The 16507-nt window shown below is 73.7% G+C and carries 18 protein-coding genes; 7 read left to right on the top strand and 11 right to left on the bottom strand.

Features of this window, described 5'->3' with window-relative positions; genetic code table 11:
* Together AC2CHG_RS10240 and AC2CHG_RS10245 are read left to right on the top strand one after the other, a co-directional pair.
* Positions 1-1634, top strand: a 1634-nt coding sequence (locus AC2CHG_RS10240) for an LppU/SCO3897 family protein (RefSeq protein ID WP_484524615.1), incomplete at its 5' end; no start/stop codon positions are given.
* A gap of 119 nt (positions 1635-1753) precedes the next feature.
* Positions 1754-3589 (top strand): NHL domain-containing thioredoxin family protein, encoded by a 1836-nt coding sequence (locus tag AC2CHG_RS10245; protein WP_484524616.1) that lies wholly within the window; start codon positions 1754-1756, stop codon positions 3587-3589.
* Positions 3590-3600: 11 nt separating this feature from the next.
* Here the strand turns inward: AC2CHG_RS10245 and AC2CHG_RS10250 are convergent, their stop codons facing one another.
* Genes AC2CHG_RS10250 through AC2CHG_RS10260 form a run of 3 tightly spaced genes read right to left on the bottom strand, consistent with a single transcriptional unit; the run spans position 3601 to position 5814 of the window.
* On the bottom strand, positions 3601-4350 hold the full coding sequence (locus tag AC2CHG_RS10250) for a LamB/YcsF family protein (RefSeq protein ID WP_484524617.1): 750 nt from the start codon (positions 4348-4350) through the stop codon (positions 3601-3603).
* Positions 4334-5203: a 5-oxoprolinase subunit C family protein gene (locus AC2CHG_RS10255; protein WP_355513525.1), complete on the bottom strand. Its 870-nt coding sequence runs from the start codon at positions 5201-5203 to the stop codon at positions 4334-4336. Before AC2CHG_RS10255 ends, AC2CHG_RS10250 begins: the two co-directional genes overlap by 17 nt.
* A complete protein-coding gene (locus tag AC2CHG_RS10260) occupies positions 5200-5814 on the bottom strand; it encodes a 5-oxoprolinase subunit B family protein (protein ID WP_366618762.1) in 615 nt (204 codons plus the stop codon). The genes AC2CHG_RS10255 and AC2CHG_RS10260 overlap by 4 nt, the downstream gene beginning before the upstream one ends.
* A 75-nt stretch (positions 5815-5889) precedes the next feature.
* Between AC2CHG_RS10260 and trhA the strand changes: the two genes are divergently transcribed.
* Positions 5890-6567, top strand: coding sequence for a PAQR family membrane homeostasis protein TrhA (trhA, locus tag AC2CHG_RS10265; protein WP_262012817.1), 678 nt, complete (start codon positions 5890-5892; stop codon positions 6565-6567).
* Between the two features lie 101 nt (positions 6568-6668).
* Here the strand turns inward: trhA and AC2CHG_RS10270 are convergent, their stop codons facing one another.
* Positions 6669-6959: a DUF6458 family protein gene (locus AC2CHG_RS10270; RefSeq protein ID WP_484524618.1), complete on the bottom strand. Its 291-nt coding sequence runs from the start codon at positions 6957-6959 to the stop codon at positions 6669-6671.
* Positions 6960-7076: 117 nt separating this feature from the next.
* On the opposite strand from AC2CHG_RS10270, the gene AC2CHG_RS10275 reads away from it, so the two are divergent.
* On the top strand, positions 7077-7613 hold the full coding sequence (locus AC2CHG_RS10275; RefSeq protein ID WP_484524619.1) for a SixA phosphatase family protein: 537 nt from the start codon (positions 7077-7079) through the stop codon (positions 7611-7613).
* 9 nt (positions 7614-7622) lie between these two features.
* On the opposite strand, the gene AC2CHG_RS10280 is transcribed toward AC2CHG_RS10275, so the two are convergent.
* Positions 7623-8030, bottom strand: a complete 408-nt coding sequence (locus AC2CHG_RS10280; protein ID WP_484524620.1) for a winged helix-turn-helix transcriptional regulator — start codon at positions 8028-8030, stop codon at positions 7623-7625.
* A 140-nt stretch (positions 8031-8170) separates the two neighbouring features.
* On the opposite strand from AC2CHG_RS10280, the gene AC2CHG_RS10285 reads away from it, so the two are divergent.
* Complete coding sequence (locus AC2CHG_RS10285; protein WP_484524621.1) at positions 8171-9037, top strand: aldo/keto reductase family oxidoreductase; 867 nt, start codon at positions 8171-8173, stop codon at positions 9035-9037.
* Positions 9038-9046: 9 nt separating this feature from the next.
* Here the strand turns inward: AC2CHG_RS10285 and AC2CHG_RS10290 are convergent, their stop codons facing one another.
* The 4 genes from AC2CHG_RS10290 to AC2CHG_RS10305 form a co-directional block, all read right to left on the bottom strand.
* Positions 9047-9316, bottom strand: coding sequence for a DUF6458 family protein (locus AC2CHG_RS10290; protein WP_013283345.1), 270 nt, complete (start codon positions 9314-9316; stop codon positions 9047-9049).
* A gap of 184 nt (positions 9317-9500) precedes the next feature.
* The gene (locus tag AC2CHG_RS10295; RefSeq protein ID WP_262012821.1) at positions 9501-11357 is read right to left on the bottom strand and encodes an acyl-CoA dehydrogenase; all 1857 of its coding nucleotides are present in this window, start codon (positions 11355-11357) and stop codon (positions 9501-9503) included.
* A 116-nt stretch (positions 11358-11473) separates the two neighbouring features.
* Entirely contained in the window at positions 11474-12601 is a 1128-nt protein-coding gene (locus tag AC2CHG_RS10300; protein ID WP_366618772.1) for a PP2C family protein-serine/threonine phosphatase, read from the bottom strand.
* 68 nt (positions 12602-12669) lie between these two features.
* Positions 12670-13302, bottom strand: a complete 633-nt coding sequence (locus AC2CHG_RS10305) for a septal ring lytic transglycosylase RlpA family protein (RefSeq protein WP_484524622.1) — start codon at positions 13300-13302, stop codon at positions 12670-12672.
* Between the two features lie 183 nt (positions 13303-13485).
* On the opposite strand from AC2CHG_RS10305, the gene AC2CHG_RS10310 reads away from it, so the two are divergent.
* Both AC2CHG_RS10310 and AC2CHG_RS10315 read left to right on the top strand, forming a co-directional pair.
* On the top strand, positions 13486-14034 hold the full coding sequence (locus tag AC2CHG_RS10310; protein ID WP_484524623.1) for a phosphoribosyltransferase: 549 nt from the start codon (positions 13486-13488) through the stop codon (positions 14032-14034).
* A gap of 53 nt (positions 14035-14087) precedes the next feature.
* Positions 14088-14501 (top strand): ASCH domain-containing protein, encoded by a 414-nt coding sequence (locus tag AC2CHG_RS10315; protein WP_484524624.1) that lies wholly within the window; start codon positions 14088-14090, stop codon positions 14499-14501.
* Here AC2CHG_RS10315 and AC2CHG_RS10320 read toward each other — a convergent pair.
* Together AC2CHG_RS10320 and AC2CHG_RS10325 are read right to left on the bottom strand one after the other, a co-directional pair.
* Complete coding sequence (locus tag AC2CHG_RS10320) at positions 14498-15409, bottom strand: LLM class flavin-dependent oxidoreductase (protein WP_355513602.1); 912 nt, start codon at positions 15407-15409, stop codon at positions 14498-14500. The genes AC2CHG_RS10315 and AC2CHG_RS10320 overlap by 4 nt on opposite strands.
* A gap of 21 nt (positions 15410-15430) precedes the next feature.
* The gene (locus tag AC2CHG_RS10325) at positions 15431-16483 is read right to left on the bottom strand and encodes a MerR family transcriptional regulator (protein WP_484524625.1); all 1053 of its coding nucleotides are present in this window, start codon (positions 16481-16483) and stop codon (positions 15431-15433) included.
* Positions 16484-16507: the final 24 nt, after the last annotated feature.

Consider the following 16507-nt stretch of genomic DNA (forward strand, 5'->3'; position numbering starts at 1 on the left):
GCTGGGAGCCGAACCAGGGCCGGCAGTCCGGCGGCTGGGGCGACGGCGCCGCCGTACCGCAGCAGCGCGAACCCGCGCGGCCGTCGGACGAGCAGGCGCAGCCCGCCTGGGGCGCCGCCGCGCCGGTCGAGGCCCGCGCGAGCGTGTCCGCGCCGTCGTCAGACGCGCCCGCCGGCTGGGGCGGCAACCAGGACGAGCGTCCGGCCGCACCGTCGCCCGAGCCGTGGCCGCAGGCCGAGGCGTGGGGCCGGTCCGAGGACTCCGCCCCGGCCTACCAGCCCGCGCCCGCGCCGGGCATCTCCCCCGGCAACGCGGTGCCGCTGCCGGCACAGCAGCAGCGGGTGCCGGGCGCCGCGCTGGCCGCGTCGTCGCCCGCCGACCACCCGGGCCCCGAACCCCAGGGGTACGAGCCGGAGCGTGGCGACGGCGGCTGGAACGCGTCCCGCCCGGAGGAGCCGCAGTCGCCCGCCGTTCCCGGCCCGCGTACCTCCCCGGAGGGCGGCCCGGTCACGGCGAGCGCGTCGGTGCCGGTGGCCAGCCGGGTCACCCCGCCGTCCGACCAGCCGCTGCCGACCGGCGGCCCCACGCCGCAGCCCCGCGTGTACGGGCGACCCGCCCGCCCGGAGCCCGAGGACGCCCCCGAGCAGGACGAGTCCGGGTTCCCCGGCCAGGACGGGCCGCACGGCAACGGCTTCCCCGGCCCGCAGTCGCGGTCCGAGGACGCCGACGGACCGCACGGGTACGCCGGAGCACCCTCCTCGCCCGCCGCGCCGCCGTCGTTCCCGGTCGGTGTGCCGTCCTTCGTGGACCCGCCCGGCAACACCCGCCCCGCAAACGGCGTGCACCCGGGCGGCGAGCAGCCCGACGCCGCCCGTGACCCGTTCGGCGGCCCGCAGAGCCCGTACGGCGCTCCCGGCGGCCAGGACGCGTTCGGCGGCCCGGGTGGCCGGCCGGACCCGTACGGTCCCGGCGGTCAGCAGGAGTCGTTCGGCGGTCCGGGCGGTCACCAGGATCCGTACGGCAACCAGGGCGGTCAGCCCGACCCGTTCGGCGGTCCGGGTGGGCAGCAGGCGGCGTTCGGCAGCCCGGCCGGCCGGCCGGAGCCGTTCGGCGAGCCGGACCGGTTCGGCCCGTCCGCCGGGGGACGCGCCTCGGTCGCGGTGCCCGGCCAGGGCCCGGCGGGCCCGAACGCCTTCCCGCCGCCCCAGCAGGCCCCGCCGGCGTGGGCGCAGGACGGGCCCGGCACCGAGCCGGAGCAGGGCCGCTTCGACGCGTTCAAGCCGGATGCCACCGAGTCGCAGACCGAGGCGCCCCCGCCGAAGGTGCGCAACGGCCGGGTGCTCGCCGCCGTGCTGATCGCGGCGGTGCTCATCCTCGCCGTACCGCTGGGTCTGCTCACGCTGCTCGGCAAGGTCGGCGGCGACAAGTCGGCGGGCTTCGACCCGGCCGTCGGCTCCTGCGTGAAGCAGTCCGGCACGAGCGCCGTGGCCGCCGACTGCGGCGAGCCGGGCGCGTTCAGCGTGGTGTCGAAGGTGGACAACAAGGACAAGTGCGCCGATCTGTCGCAGCCCTCGGTCTCGGTCGAGGGCGGCGGGACCACCCGGGTGCTCTGCCTGAAGCCCGCCGGCCAGTAACCACACGTACGCGGAGCGCCCACCCCTCGCCGGGGTGGGCGCTCCGCTCCGTTCCGGTGTGCCTCTGCTCACCGGGGGATCGCCGGGAGCGCGCCCGGCCGGTGCGGCACGATGGGGGCATGAGCGCACGCGTACGGGCACCGGAACTGCGAGGTCGGGCCTGGCTGAACACCGGCGGCAAGGCCGTCACACTGGCTGACCTGCGCGGCAAGATCGTTTTGCTTGATTTTTGGACCTTCTGCTGCATCAACTGCCTGCACGTGCTCGACGAGTTGCGCCCGCTCGAAGACAAGTACGGCGACGTCCTGGTCGTGATCGGCGTGCACTCGCCGAAGTTCGAGCACGAGAAGGACCCGGCGGCGCTGGCCGCGGCCGTCGAGCGGTACGGCGTGCACCACCCGGTGCTCGACGACGCCGAGATGGACATGTGGCAGCAGTACGCGGCCAAGGCCTGGCCGACGCTCGCCGTGGTCGACCCCGAGGGCTACGTGGTCGCCACCATGGCCGGCGAGGGGCACGCCGAAGGGCTGGCCCGGCTGATCGACGAGTTGATCGCCACCCACGAGGCGAAGGGCACGCTGCACCGGGGCGAGGGCCCGTACGTGCCGCCGGCCGAGCCGGACACGGTGCTGCGGTTCCCCGGCAAGGCGCTGCCGCTCGACGGCGGGAACCTGCTGGTCAGCGACTCGGCCCGGCACTCACTGGTCGAGCTGGCCGCCGACGGCGAGACGGTGGTCCGCCGCATCGGCGCCGGTTCCCGGGGTCGTACGGACGGCCCTGCCTCCGCCGCCACGTTCGCCGAGCCGCAGGGGCTCTGCCTGCTGCCGCCGCACGTGGCCGAGGTGGCCGGCTACGACGTGGTGGTCGCGGACACCGTCAACCACCTGCTGCGCGGCGTACGGCTGTCCTCCGGCGAGGTGGTCACCGTGGCCGGCACCGGGCGGCAGTGGCGCTCGACAGTCGACGACCACGCGCACGACGCCCGCGCCGTCGACCTGTCGTCCCCGTGGGACGTGGCCTGGTACGACGACCGGGTGATCGTGGCGATGGCCGGCATCCACCAGCTCTGGTGGTTCGACCCGATGAAGCGGACCGCCGGCATGTACGCCGGGACCACTGTCGAGGCGCTGCGCGACGGCCCGCTGCCGGACGTGTGGATGGCCCAGCCGTCCGGGTTGTCGGTCTCGGCCGACGGCGCCCGGCTCTGGGTGGCCGACAGCGAGACCAGCGCGATCCGGTGGGTCTCCGGCGGCGAGATGCACACCGCGGTCGGTCAGGGCCTGTTCGACTTCGGGCACGTCGACGGCCCGGCCGACCAGGCGTTGCTCCAGCACCCGCTGGGCGTGTGCGCGCTGCCCGACGGTTCGGTGCTGATCGCCGACACGTACAACGGGGCCGTGCGCCGCTTCGACCCGGAGACCGGCCAGGTGGGCACCGTGGCGGACGGGCTGGCCGAGCCGAGCGACCTGGTGCTCACCGGTGAGGGCGACGTGCTGGTGGTCGAGTCGGCCGCGCACCGGCTGACCCGGCTGGCGCCGGGCGCGCTGACCTCGGCCGGCGCGAGCACGGTGGACGGCCCCCGGCACCGGCTGGAGCGCAAGCCCACCGACGTGGCGGCCGGGGAGCTGACGCTCGACGTGATCTTCACGCCGGCGCCGGGGCAGAAGCTCGACGAGACGTACGGGCCGTCGACCCGGCTGGTGGTCTCGGCGTCCCCGCCGGAGCTGCTGGTCGAGGGCGCGGGCACGACCACCGACCTGTCCCGCAGGCTGGTGGTCAGCGGCGACGTGGCGCAGGGGGTGCTCCAGGTGACCGCCCAGGCGGCGACCTGCGACGCCGACGTGGAGCACGCGGCCTGCCACCTGACGCGGCAGGACTGGGGGGTACCGGTCCGGGTGGTCACCGGTGGCGCGACCCGCGTGCCGCTGGTCCTGCGCGGCATGGACGAGTCCTGACCCCGCTCCGTTCAGGCGAACGGGGTGGGGGTCACCCCCGCGTCGATGAGCGCGGCGCGGACCAGCTCTGCGCACCGCACCGCGCCGGGCGTGTCCCCGTGCAGGCAGATCGACTCGACCGGGGCCGGGATGACCGTCCCGTCGACGGCGACCAGCGTGCGCTCGACGGCCATCCGTACCGCCCGGACGGCCACCTGCTCCGGGTCGGTCACCAGCGCGTCCGGTGAGCTGCGCGGCACGAGCGTGCCGTTGGGGAGGTAGTTGCGGTCGGCGAAGCCCTCGGCCACCACCCGCAGCCCGGCACCCGCGGCGAGCTGGGCCAGCACGGTGCCGGGCTGGCAGAGCACCGGCAGCTCGTGGTCGTACCCGCTGATCGCCGCGACCAGCGCGGCGGCCTGGCCCTCGTCGCGGGCCGCCGCGTGGTAGAGCGCGCCGTGCGGTTTGAGGTAGCGGACCCGGGTGCGGTACAGGCGGCAGAACGCGTCGAGCGCCCCGAGCTGGTAGATCGTCTCGTCGCGTAGTTCGGCGAAGTCGTACGCGATGTGCCGCCGGCCGAAGCCGGCGAGGTCCCGGTAGCCGACCTGCGCGCCCACCGCGACGCCGCGTTCGGCGGCGCCGGCGCAGACCCGGTGCATGGTGGCCGCGTCACCGGCGTGGAAGCCGCAGGCGACGTTGGCGGAGCTGATCAGGTCGAGCAGTGCGTGGTCGTCGCCGAGCCGCCAGCTTCCGAATCCCTCGCCCAGGTCAGCGTTGAGGTCCATGGAACGTCACCGTAGTGCCTGGCCGGGCCTGGGCGAGCGCTGTCACGTCGTCCACCACCCCGATGACCGGGTACCCGCCGGTAGTGGGGTGGTCGGCCAGGAAGACCAGCGGCCGGCCGTCCGGCGGCACCTGCACCGCGCCGAGCACCAGACCTTCGCTGGGCAGTTCGCCGGCGACCGCGCGGGTCAGCGCCGCGCCGGCCAGCCGCGCGCCGACCCGGTTGCTGTCCGGGCTCACCGTGTACGCGGCGCGGCACAGCAGGTCGAGCGCCTCAGGGGTGAACCAGTCCTGCCGGGGGCCGGGGCGCACGCTCAGCCGTAGCTCGTCCGGGACCGGCCCGGTGACGGGGACGTCGACGGGTGCGGGTGGGCCGGCCGGTGTGCCGAGGGGCAGCCGGTCCCCGTCGCGCAGCGGCGGCGGTCCGAGGCCGGAGAGCGTGTCGGTGGCGCGGCTGCCGAGCACCGGCTCGACGGCGATCCCGCCGCTGACCGCCAGCCAGGTCCGTACCCCGGCGCGGGCCGGTCCGACGTGCAGCGCCGCCCCGGCGGGCAGCGCGAGCGGCCGTCCCACGTCCCCCGGACGGCGCGGTGCGGTCCCGGCCGGCCACTCGACGACCACGTCGGCCGGGGCGCCGGTGAGGGCGACAGCCACGGCCCGGGTGACGCGCAGCGCGCAGCCGGTCAGGGTGATCTCCAGTCCGGCGGCGTGCTCGTCGTTGCCGACGAGCCGGTTGGCCAGGCGCAGGGCGGCCGGGTCGAGCGCGCCGGAGCGGGGTACGCCGAGGTGCGCCCACCCGGGCCGCCCTTGGTCCTGGACGGTGGTGAGCGCCCCGGCGCGCAGTACCTCGATCACGGCGCGTCGACCAGCCGGACGCGGGTGCCGGGAGCGAGACGGGCGGGCGGGTCGGCGTGCACGTCGAACAGCGGCAGGTCGGTGCGGCCGACGAGCAGCCAGCCGCCGGGTGACGCGGCGGGGTAGATGCCCGCGTACGGGCCGGCGAGCGCGACCGAGCCGGCCGGCACCCGGGTACGCGGTGTGGCGAGCCGGGGCACCGCCAGCTCGGGCGGCAGCCCGGTCAGGTACGCGAACCCGGGTGCGAACCCGCAGAACGCCACCCGGAACTCGGTACGCCGCAGCCGGTCCACGACTGCGGGCACGTCGACGTGCCAGTGGTCCGCGACACGCGGCAGGTCCTCGCCGTCGTACACGACTGGCACCCGGACCTCGGTGGTGGCCGCGCCGGAGGCGGCGGTCCGGGGCTGCCAGCCGGCGATCCGCGCGGCTGCCGCCTGCGGGTCCGGTACGCCGTCGAGCAGCACGGTGACCGCGCCGGGGACGATCTCGGTGGCGGTCAGCTCGCCCGCCTCGCGCCGGCGCCACAGTTCGGCCCGCCACGCCTGTGCCTGCTCCGCGTCGTCGCAGTCGAGGAGCAGAGCGTACGCACCGACCGGCCGGATCAGCATCCGGTCATCCTCCCGCCGGGTGAGGTGACGGTCCACACTACTTGCAAGTAACCTACGCCGTCGTAACCTATTGAGGTGACGACCTCCGCACCGCTCCGGCTCCGGCCGGCCGACATCGGGAAGCCGCGCATGCGCGGCTGGCTGCACGCTTACGCGTTCTTCGCCGCTCTCGTCTGCGGCATCGTGCTGTGTTCGATCGCCGCCGGTCGTCCCGGCTGGGCGCCGCTGGTGAGCTGCCTGATCTACAGCTTCACCGTGTGCGGGCTGTTCGGCACCAGCGCGCTCTACCACCGGCGGGTCTGGTCCGAACGCGGCTACCAGATCATGCGCCGGATGGACCACTCGATGATCTTCGTGTTCATCGCCGGCACGTACACACCGTTCTGCGCGCTGCTGCTGGACACCCGGCAGGCCACGATCATGCTGAGCCTGGTCTGGGGCGGCGCGATCGCGGGCGTGGCGGTCAAGCTGATCTGGCCGCACGCGCCGCGCTGGGTCTCCGCCCCGCTCTACCTGGCGCTCGGCTGGGTAGCGGTGGCCATGCTGCCGCAGATCCTGCACTCCGGTGGCGTGACCGCGCTGGTGCTGCTGAGCGTGGGCGGCGCGATCTACAGCGTCGGCGCGGTGTTCTACGCGCTGCGCCGGCCGAACCCGTGGCCCACCGTCTTCGGCCACCACGAGTTCTTCCACGCCTGCACGCTCGTCGCGGCGATCTGCCACCACATCGCGATCTACTTCGCGTTGTTCGCCTGAGCCGGGCCCGGCATACCCCGGCCTGCCGTACTCCGGACCTGCCGGACCCCGGACATGCGCGAGGGCCCCGCACCGTTGCGGGGCCCTCGGGTTCTCGGGGGTCAGGCCGGGTAGCCCGAGCCCGGACGGCGCACCTCGCGGTACTCCTCGCGCACGACGCGGTCGTCGCGCACCGGCACCACCGGCTCGGCGACGACCTGCTCGCGTACCGGAGCGGCCACCACACGGCGGCGGCTGTTCCAGAAGTAGAGCGTGATGAGCAGGCCGGCGACGCCGGCGAGCATGAGCACCCAGCCCACTACGTTGAGGTTCAGCCATCCGAGATCGGCGTCGACGGCGAACGCGAAGATCGCGCCGAGCGCGATGAGGAAGATGCTGGCACCGATGCCCATGACGTCGCCTCCTTGGCGTCCTGCTGGCGTTTCCTGCCCGCCGCGGCCATGGATGAGGTAGCGGCACACATCGACATACCCAGGCGCTTTGATCGTCAATCAGGCAAGCTGGGCGGTATGACGGACGGCAGGAACGGGCAGCGGACGCTGGTGCTGCTGCGGCACGCCAAGGCCGAGCAGTCCGCGAACGGCCCGGACGCGGAGCGGTCGCTCACCGCGCGGGGTCACGCCGACGCCGCGGCGGCCGGCGCCTGGCTGGCCCGGCAAGGGCTGCTTCCCGACGTGGTGCTCTGCTCGCCCGCGCGGCGCACCCGGCAGACCTGGCACGACGTGGCGATGGGCATGACCGGCTCGCCGCCGGAGGGCGGCCCGGCGGGTTCGCGCCCGGCGGTGCGGTACGAGGCGACCGCGTACGACGCGCTTCCGGATCAGCTGCTGGAGCTGCTGTGGACGGTCGAGCCGGCCGCCGGGACGGTGCTGCTCGTCGCGCACAACCCGGGGATCTCCCTGCTGTCGGCGCTGCTCGATCCGCAGCGGGCCGACCCGGACGGGCTACGGACCACCGACCTGGTGGTGCACAGGCCGACGACCCGCTGGGCCGACCTCGCGCCGGGGAACGCGCCGATCACCGGCCGCCACACCGCACGCGCCTGAGCGGACGGCTCAGACCCGGCTGTCGTAGGCCGCCCGGTTGGCGAACACGTCGTCCATGTGCGTCTCGGCCCAGGTCTTCAGGCCCCGGATCATCTCGTGCAGGGAGAACCCGAGGTCGGTCAGCTCGTAGGTGACAGTCACCGGCACTGTCGGCTCCACAGTGCGGGTGATCATTCCGTCGCGCTCCAGGGCGCGCAGCGTCTGGGTGAGCATCTTCTGGCTGACCCCGGGCAGCGTGCGGAACAGCTCGGAGTATCGCCTCGGCCGCGGCTCTCCGGCGCAGTCCGCTCCGAACCGGTGCGAGCCGTCGCTGCGCAACGCGGCCAGCACCAACGTGACCCACTTGTCGGTGATCCGGTCGAGCAGTTGCCGGCTGGGGCACTGGGCCAGGAACGCGTCGTACTCGGCCTTGCTCATGCTCTGCTCCTGTCACGCCGGTGAGCTACGCACTTTGAGGTGCCTACTTCCCCCCGGAAAGTTACACCCCGATAGTGGAGGCCGGGCACCGCCGATCCGGCCGTGCCCGTGACGGACGACGAGAGCCAAGAGGTACACGCATGGCCCGCACCACCCTTCCCGGCGGCACCTGGACGCTGGGAGACCTGACCGTCACGCGGTTCGGCTACGGCGCGATGCAGCTCGCCGGCCCCTGGGTCATGGGACCACCGGCCGACCACGACGGCGCCCTGGCGGTGCTGCGCGAGGCGATCACGCTCGGCATCACCCACGTCGACACCAGCGCGGCGTACGGGCCGTACGTCACCAACCGGCTGATCCGGGAGGCTCTGCACCCGTACCCGGAGTCGCTGCACATCGTCACGAAGGTCGGCGCGGACCGGGACGAGCAGGGCCGCTGGCCCACGGCCCGGGACCCGGAGAGCCTGCGGCGGCAGGTGCGGGAGAACCTGGAGACGCTCGGCGTTGACGCGCTCGGCGTGGTCAACCTGCGGCTCGGCGACGCCACGGGCCCGCAGCCCGGGTCGCTCGCCGAGGCGCTGGAGACGCTCGCCGCGCTCCGGCAGGAGGGCCTGATCCGCCACCTCGGCCTGAGCAACGTGACGCCGGAACAGGTGGCTGAGGCGCAGGCGATCGCGCCGATCGTCTGCGTGCAGAACCAGTACAACCTGGCCCACCGCGGCGACGACGACCTGATCGACGAGCTGGCCCGGCAGGGCGTCGCCTACGTGCCGTTCTTCCCGCTCGGCGGGTTCACCCCGCTGCAGTCCTCGGCGTTGTCGGCGGTCGCCGGACGTCTGGGGGCGACGCCGATGGGCGTCGCCCTGGCCTGGCTGCTGCGGCGCTCGCCGAACATCCTGCTGATCCCCGGCACCAAGTCCGTCGCACACCTGCGCGAGAACGTCGCCGGCGCCGGGCTGGCCCTCTCCGGCGACGACCTCGCCGAGTTGGACCGGATCGGCAGCTGAGACGCGGCGTCAGGACGGCGGTGCCGTCGGCGGCGGCGGGTCGGGCGGCGGCGGCATCATCGCTGTCGGATGCGAGAGCCGGTTCTCCTCCACGATGAGCGTGCGGGCCCGCTTGCGGCGGTCCTGCCAGAACCACAGCGTGGTCAGCAGGACACCCAGCCCGGCCAGGATGAACACCCAGCCGACCGCGCGCAGGTCGATCCACCAGACGTTGGCTCGGATGGCGAAGGTCATGATCGCGCCGAGCGCGATGAGAAAGATGGCGCTACCAATGCCCATGTGCGCTGCACTCCCCCGTGCGATGGCCTTGGGCGTACTCGGTCGTGGTCCGCGACGGTTACCCGCCACCGGGCCGCCTATCCACCCGGGCCGCGCGCACGACGACGGCCGGCGGGCTGGGGCCCGCCGGCCGTCGTCATGAGGGGGAGAGTGACGTTTCAGGGGTGAAAGCCCCCGGAAGGGCTCAGAAGGCCTCCTCCGGGAGGTCCATGATCTCCAGGTCGGTGCCCTCGATGATCCGCCGGTCGGCGCCGATGCGGGGCAGCACCTCGCGGGCGAAGAACCGGGCCGCGGCGACCTTGCCGGTGTAGAAGGACTTGTCGGCCTCGGAGACCTCGCCGGCCAGCGCCTTCAGCGCCACGTCCGCCTGCTTCTGCAGCAGCCAGCCGACCACCAGGTCGCCGATCGCCAGCAGGAACCGGCGGCTGCTCAGGCCGACCTTGTAGAGCGCGCGGGTGTCGCCGCCCTGGGCCTCGCCCAGCCAGCCGGTCATCACGCCGAGGATGTTCTGGATCTCGGCGAGCGCCTTGCCGAGCGCCTGACGCTCCTCCTTGAGCTGGCCGTTGCCGGCCTCGGAGGCGATGTGCTCCTGGATCTCGGCGGCGACCGCCATCAGGGCCTTGCCGTTGTCCCGGACGATCTTCCGGAAGATCAGGTCGAGGCTCTGGATCGCGGTGGTGCCCTCGTACAGGGTGTCGATCTTGGCGTCCCGGACGTACTGCTCCAGCGGGTAGTCCTGGAGGAAGCCGGAACCGCCGTAGGTCTGGAGCGCCTCGTGACCGAGCAGCTCGTACGCCCGCTCCGAACCGACGCCCTTGACCAACGGCAGGAGCAGGTCGTTCACCCGCTTCGCCAGCTTGGTGGCCTTCTCGTCACCGGCCGCCTCGGCGATCGTGACCTTGTCCTGCCAGGTCGCGGTGTAGCAGACGAGCGCGCGCAGGCCCTCGGCGTACGACTTCTGCAGCAGCAGCGAGCGGCGCACGTCCGGGTGGTTGGTGATGGTCACCCGCGGGGCGGTCTTGTCGGCCATCTGGGTGAGGTCGGCGCCCTGCACCCGGTTCTTGGCGTACTCCAGGGCGTTGAGGTAGCCGGTGGAGAGCGTGGCGATCGCCTTGGTGCCGACCAGCATCCGGGCATACTCGATGATCATGAACATCTGGCGGATGCCGTCGTGCTTCTCGCCCAGCAGCCAGCCCTTGGCCGGTACGCCGTGCTCGCCGAAGGTGACCTCGCAGGTGTTCGAGACCTTCAGGCCCATCTTGTGCTCGACGTTGGTGGCGTAGACGCCGTTGCGCTCGCCCAGCTCGCCGGTCTCGGGGTCGAAGTGGTACTTCGGCACGACGAACAGCGACAGGCCCTTGGTGCCCGGGCCGCCGACACCCTCGACGCCGACCGGGCGGGCCAGCACGTAGTGGACGATGTTGTCGCTCAGGTCGTGCTCACCGGAGGTGATGAAGCGCTTCACGCCCTCGATGTGCCACGAGCCGTCCGGCTGCTGGATCGCGCGGGTACGGCCGGCGCCCACGTCGGAGCCGGCGTCCGGCTCGGTGAGGACCATGGTCGAGCCCCACTGCTTGTCGATGAACAGCCGGGCCCACTTCTTCTGCTCCTCGGTGCCCTCGACGTGCAGCACGTGGGCGAAGGACGGGCCGGAGGCGTACATCCAGATCGGGGCGTTGGCGCCGAGCACCAGCTCGGCGAGCGACCACCAGAGGGCACGCGGGGCGTTGGTGCCGCCCAGGGACTCCGGCAGGTCCAGGCGCCAGAACTCGGAGTCCATGAACGCCTTGTACGACTTCTTGAACGACTCCGGCAGCGGCGCGGTGAACGTCGCCGGGTCGAAGACCGGCGGGTTGCGGTCGCTGTCCGAGTAGCTGGCAGCCAGGTCCTCGCGGGCGAGGCGGTCGACCTCGCCGAGGAAGCTGCGGGCGGTGTCGACGTCCAGGTCCGTGAACGGGGCCTGGCCGAGCGTCCGGTCCGCCCCGAATACCTCGAACAGGTTGAACTCGAGGTCCCGCACGTTGCTCTTGTAGTGGGTCATGCTCGCTGGCCCCGCTTCCGGACAGGTGTTACCGATCAGTAACTCCAGACTGTATTACTCGCCGGTAGGCAACGACAAGCCGATCTCGGAAGTGACAGCGATTACACACTTCCCGTTCATCCGTCGGCGGCGCCGACCTCCCAGCTCGGAACCGGGGTGGCGGTGGTGCTGCGCGGGCCGACGTACTCCATCAGGACCAGCGCGATGTCGTCGTCGAGCCGGCCGTGCACCCACTCGACCAGGGCGGTCTCCAGCGAGGCCAGCCCGTCCGCGACGGTGCCGTGGCCGAGCAGCCGCCAGGCCCGGTCGGCGGTGGGGAAGAACTCACCGTCCCGGCGCGCCTCGCCCAGCCCGTCGGTGAAAAGCAGCAGCCGGTCGCCCGGTTCCAGCCGCTCCACCCGGGGACGGACCACGGGCATGAAGCCGAGCGGCGGCGCGGGCGCGGGCGGCTCCAGCGGGATCACCGCGCCCCGGCGCAGCAACAGCGGTGGCGGGTGCCCGCAGTTGACGATGGTGAGCGTGCCGCCGCGCTCCTCGACCAGGGCCGCCGTGACGAAGTCCTCGTCGCCCACGTTGCGGGCCACCGCGCGGTCCAGGTCGGTCACCACCGCGCGCAGGTCGGCCCGCTCGTACGCGACGTGCCGGTAGGAACCGAGCACGATGCTGGCCAGGCGGACCGCGTCCAGCCCCTTGCCCCGTACGTCACCGATGATCATGCGGACGCCGTACGGGGTGTCCATCACCTCGTACAGGTCGCCGCCGATCTCGGCCGTCGCGGTGGACGAGATGTACCGGGCGGCCACCGCCAGCGTGCCGACCTGCGGGCCGAGCGGTCGCAGTACCGCCTGCTGAGCGACCGAGGCGAGCCGGGACAGTTCCGCGATCCGGTCCGCCTGGCGCTGGCGTACCGCCGCCGTCGCCGCCGCGATCGCGGTGGCCACCCCGACCGCTGTCACATTGACGACTGTCACCAGCGGGCTGCCCCGCTCCGCGACGGCGAAGCCGATGCCGATGGCGGTGGCGAGGCCGCCCACCGCGAGCACCACCCGCCAGGACGCCAGGGCCGCCGCGAGGAACGGCGCGCCGACCATCAGCGCGAGGTAGTGCGCCGGGCGGCCGTCGGCCAGCTCCACCGCGACCACGATCGCGAGCAGCGCGAGGGCCGCGCCGAGACCGGCGCGGGATCCGGGACTCAGCGGGCCTCGGCCCGGCTGGAAGGGTTGCGTGCGTACATCGGACAGCATGCCTGATGGACGTGGACGGGAGAATGAACCTGGCCCGTCGGTCGTGGAAGTTCTGCCCGAGTGGCCGGTCAGCCGAGCACCTCGTACCGGACGTTCACGTGGCCGAGGCTCGTGGCGGCGATGGTCGCGAACGCGGCGCGGGACAGGTCCAGGCACCGGCCGTCGATGAACGGGCCGCGGTCGTTGATCCGCACCACCACCGACTTGCCGTTGGCCGGGTTGGTGACCCGCACCTTCGTGTTGAACGGCAGCGTCTTGTGCGCGGCGGTGAGCGCGTCCGGGTTGAACGACTCGCCGTTCGCCGTCATCTGGCCCTCGGCGTAGAAGGAGGCGCCGCAGGAGCCGCTGTCCACGACCTTCGGGCTGCTCGTCTTCTTCGCCGTCGGCGACGGGGAGGCGGTCCGGGCCTTGCTCCGGGAGGCCGCCTGGGTGCGGCTCGCCTTCGGGCTCGGGGTGGCCTTCGGCGACGGGCTGAGGCTCGCGCTCGGCGAGGCGGACGCGCTCGGCGAGGGGGCGGCCGACGTGGCGGAGGGCGTGCTGGGCAGCGTCTCGACCACGGCCGGCTCGGCGGGCGGCTCGGCGGAGGTGAGCCGCACGGCGCCGACGGTACCGCCGACCGCGAGCGCCACACCGACCGCCGCGGTCGCGGCGATGGCGGCGGGCGAGGAGAACTTGCGGGTACGAAGGTGCCTAGCAGCCACCGGCCCGGTCCTTTCGTCAGCTGAACAAACCGGCCCGGACCGTAACGAGAGAAGCACTTCCGAAGTCAACGTGATCATGGTGCTATGCCCGCATTTACCCTGGTACGTGTAGCCGATCACGCCAGCGTCGATCGGCCGAACGGCCCACCGATCCGCCAGGATGGCAACCGTAGATCCGCCAGGATGGAAAGCGTGCTGAGTCGTCGCCTGGTCGAGCTGTTCGGGTGGATCGACCCCGGCCCGGGCAGCACCCACCTGGTCAGCGACATCTCCGGCTGGTGGCGTGACCCCGAGGTGCTGGCCCAGGTCGGGCCGACGGTGGCCGGGCTGTTCCCCGAGGACCGCCCGACCGTCGTGATCGCCCCCGAGGTGACCGGGCTGCTGCTCGGCCCGCTCGTCGCGGTCGCGGCCGGCGCCGGTTTCCTGCCCGCGTACAAGGACGGTGGCGCGCGGCGCCGGGTCGGGCCGACGCGCTGGGCGCAGACACCCCCCGACTACCGGGGACGGCGGCTGCGGGTCGGCGTGGACGGCCGGCGCCTGAGCCCCGGCGACCGGGTGCTGCTGGTCGACGACTGGGTCGACACCGGCGCGCAGCTCGACGCGCTGAGCCGGGTCGTCCGGGACGCAGGCGCCGACCTGATCGGCGCCGCCGCGCTGGTCGCGACCTGCCCGCCCGAGGTCGCCGCGCGGCTGAGGCTGCGCGCCCTGCTCACCGGCGACCAGCTGCCGTGAGACGCCGCTAAACCGGATGAGCTACGGCGGTACGGTGCCGTAGCGTCGGCAGCATGTGGCCCCGCATCGGTGGATTGCGCGCACTCGCCCTCGGCACACCAGGCGAGCTGCGCACCCGGCTCAACATCCTCGTGCTCTCCGGCGTGAAGACCGCCACCGCCGGGCTGGTCCAGGAGTACGACGACGAGAACGAGGAACTGGAGTACGTCGGCGAGCGACTGGTCCTGGTCGACGACAACGACGCGCTCGTCGGCGTCGTGGAGGTCACCGGCGTCGAGGTGGTGCGCTTCGCCGACGTGCCGTGGAACTTCGCCCGCGCCGAGGGCGAGGGCGACCGGTCGATCGAGGAGTGGCGCGAGGGCCACGGCGCCTACTGGGCCCGGCAGGGCACCCCGGTCACCGACGACACCCGGATCGTCTGCCTCCGGTTCCGGCTGGTCTCCACCGAGGGCAGCGTCGGCACCTAGCCGGCCCGGCGCAGCTCCGGCAGCAGCGCCGCCGCCTCCACCAGCACCGCCTCGTCACCGGCGTACCAGCTGCTGGCCCGGGGCCAGTGCGTCACCACGTCGGTGAAGCCCAGGCGGGCCGCCCGCGCCACCTGCTCGGCGAGGAAGTCGGCGCTGGTCAGCGAGAACACCGGAGCCGAGTCGAGCGACAGGTAGCGGTCCAGCGTCGCCGGGTCGCGCCCGGCCTGCTCCAGCGTCCGCGTCATCCGGTCGGACAGCTCCGCCACCGTGCCCCACCACGCCTCGACGTCGTCGCCGCCGAGCCCGGTGGTGACCCAGCCCTGCCCGAACCGGGCGACCAGCCGCATCGAGCGGGGACCGTTCGCGGCCATCACGAACGGCACCCGAGGCTGCTGGACGCACCCCGGGTTGTTGCGCGCGTCCACGGCGGTGAACCACTCCCCGCGCCAGGTCGTGCCGTCCTCCCGCAGGATCGCGTCGAGCAGCTCGGTGAACTCGGCGAACCGGTCCACGCGCTGCCGGGGCGGCAGCGTCTCGCCGCCGAGCACCGCCGAGTCGAAGCCGATGCCGCCCGCGCCGAGGCCGAGCAGCACCCGGCCGTCCGACACGTCGTCGAGCGCCGTCACCTGCCTGGCGAACGCCGCCGGGTGCCGGAAGTTCGGCGACGCCACGAGCGTCCCCAGCTTCACCCCGGACGTCACGCCGGCCGCCGCGGTCAGCGTCGTCCACGAGTCGAACCACGGCCCGTCGACCAGGTCACGCCAGCCCAGGTGGTCGTAGGTCCAGGCGTGGTCGAAGCCCCACTCGTCCACCTGGGCCCACCGCCGACGCGCTTCCGACCAACGCTGGTCGGGCAGGATCACGATGCCGATTCGCATGATCGCCAGGGTACGACCCGGGCCGGACATCCCGGCCCGGGTCGCGGGGGATCACGCCGCCAGGTCGGCGACCACGCAGGCGACGTTGTCCGGCGCGCCGGCCGCGTACGCCAGCTCGACCAGGCGCTCGACGGCCGTCTCCGGGTCGTCCGCCTCGGCCAGCGCGGCGTGCAGCGCTCCCGGGTCCACGACGGCGGAGAGACCGTCGGAGCAGAGCAGGTAGCGGTCGCCGGGCAGCGCGGTCCGCAGCGCCAGGTCCGCCTCCACCGCCGCGCCCGCGCCGAGCGCCCGGGCCAGCAGCGCCCGCTGCGGATGCGCCCCTGCCTCGGCGGGCGTGAGCCGGCCCTGGTCGACGAGCGTCTGCACGTACGTGTGGTCCTGGGTGAGCCGGGACAGCTCACCGCCGCGCAGCAGGTACGCCCGGCTGTCCCCGACGTGCACCAGCGCGAGCCGGGTGCCGCGCCGTACGAGCGCGGTGAGCGTGGTGGCGGGCTGGTCGGCGTCGGTGGCGTGCGCGCGTACCGCCCGGTCGGCCCGGGTCACCGCGTCGGCAAGCGCGGCGAGCAGGTCGGCCTGCGGCGCGTCCGCGTGCTCCAACGGCCGCAGCGCGTCCACCGCCGCCGCACTGGCGGTGGACCCGGCGGGACCGCGTACGCCGTCGGCGACCGCGAGCAGCGTCGCGCTCGCGTACGCGGTGTCCTCGTTGGAGTCGCGGACCGTGCCGGTCTCGCAGCGCGTCGCGCACCGGAAGGTGGTCTCGGACATGGTGGTGCCCCTCTCGCTGAGCCTGTCGACGAGGAGCGCGACGGCCCGGCCGCGCGCCGCGGTGTCCGCGCTGACCCGCCGCCACCAGGCGTCGAGCGCCTCGGCGGCGGCAGCGGGCGGAAGGCCGCAGACGGTACGGATCTCGGCCAGCGGCATCCCGGCCCGGCGCAGCCCGGCGATCAGCCGCGCCCGGTCCGCCTGCTCCGGCGCGTAGTAGCGGTAGCCCGAGTGCGGATCCACAGCGGCAGGGGGCAGCAGCCCGCAGTCGTCGTAGATGCGCAACGCCTTGGCGCTCAGGCCGGTCGCCCGGGCGAACGCGCCGATGGTCAGCAGCCGCACCGTGCCTCCCTCGCGCTCCTCGTG

The sequence above is a fragment of the Micromonospora sp. ATLC20 genome (assembly GCF_057196585.1).

Coding starts and splice junctions, on each gene's coding strand:
- AC2CHG_RS10245 (WP_484524616.1), top strand. CDS start 1,754: ATGAGCGCACGCGTACGGGCACCGGAACTGCGAGGTCGGGCCTGGCTG.
- AC2CHG_RS10275 (WP_484524619.1), top strand. CDS start 7,077: ATGACGGACGGCAGGAACGGGCAGCGGACGCTGGTGCTGCTGCGGCAC.
- AC2CHG_RS10315 (WP_484524624.1), top strand. CDS start 14,088: ATGTGGCCCCGCATCGGTGGATTGCGCGCACTCGCCCTCGGCACACCA.
- AC2CHG_RS10320 (WP_355513602.1), bottom strand. CDS start 15,409: ATGTCCGGCCCGGGTCGTACCCTGGCGATCATGCGAATCGGCATCGTG.
- AC2CHG_RS10295 (WP_262012821.1), bottom strand. CDS start 11,357: ATGACCCACTACAAGAGCAACGTGCGGGACCTCGAGTTCAACCTGTTC.
- AC2CHG_RS10290 (WP_013283345.1), bottom strand. CDS start 9,316: ATGGGCATTGGTAGCGCCATCTTTCTCATCGCGCTCGGCGCGATCATG.
- AC2CHG_RS10260 (WP_366618762.1), bottom strand. CDS start 5,814: ATGCTGATCCGGCCGGTCGGTGCGTACGCTCTGCTCCTCGACTGCGAC.
- AC2CHG_RS10300 (WP_366618772.1), bottom strand. CDS start 12,601: ATGCTGTCCGATGTACGCACGCAACCCTTCCAGCCGGGCCGAGGCCCG.
- AC2CHG_RS10270 (WP_484524618.1), bottom strand. CDS start 6,959: ATGGGCATCGGTGCCAGCATCTTCCTCATCGCGCTCGGCGCGATCTTC.
- AC2CHG_RS10285 (WP_484524621.1), top strand. CDS start 8,171: ATGGCCCGCACCACCCTTCCCGGCGGCACCTGGACGCTGGGAGACCTG.
- AC2CHG_RS10250 (WP_484524617.1), bottom strand. CDS start 4,350: ATGGACCTCAACGCTGACCTGGGCGAGGGATTCGGAAGCTGGCGGCTC.
- AC2CHG_RS10280 (WP_484524620.1), bottom strand. CDS start 8,030: ATGAGCAAGGCCGAGTACGACGCGTTCCTGGCCCAGTGCCCCAGCCGG.
- AC2CHG_RS10310 (WP_484524623.1), top strand. CDS start 13,486: ATGGAAAGCGTGCTGAGTCGTCGCCTGGTCGAGCTGTTCGGGTGGATC.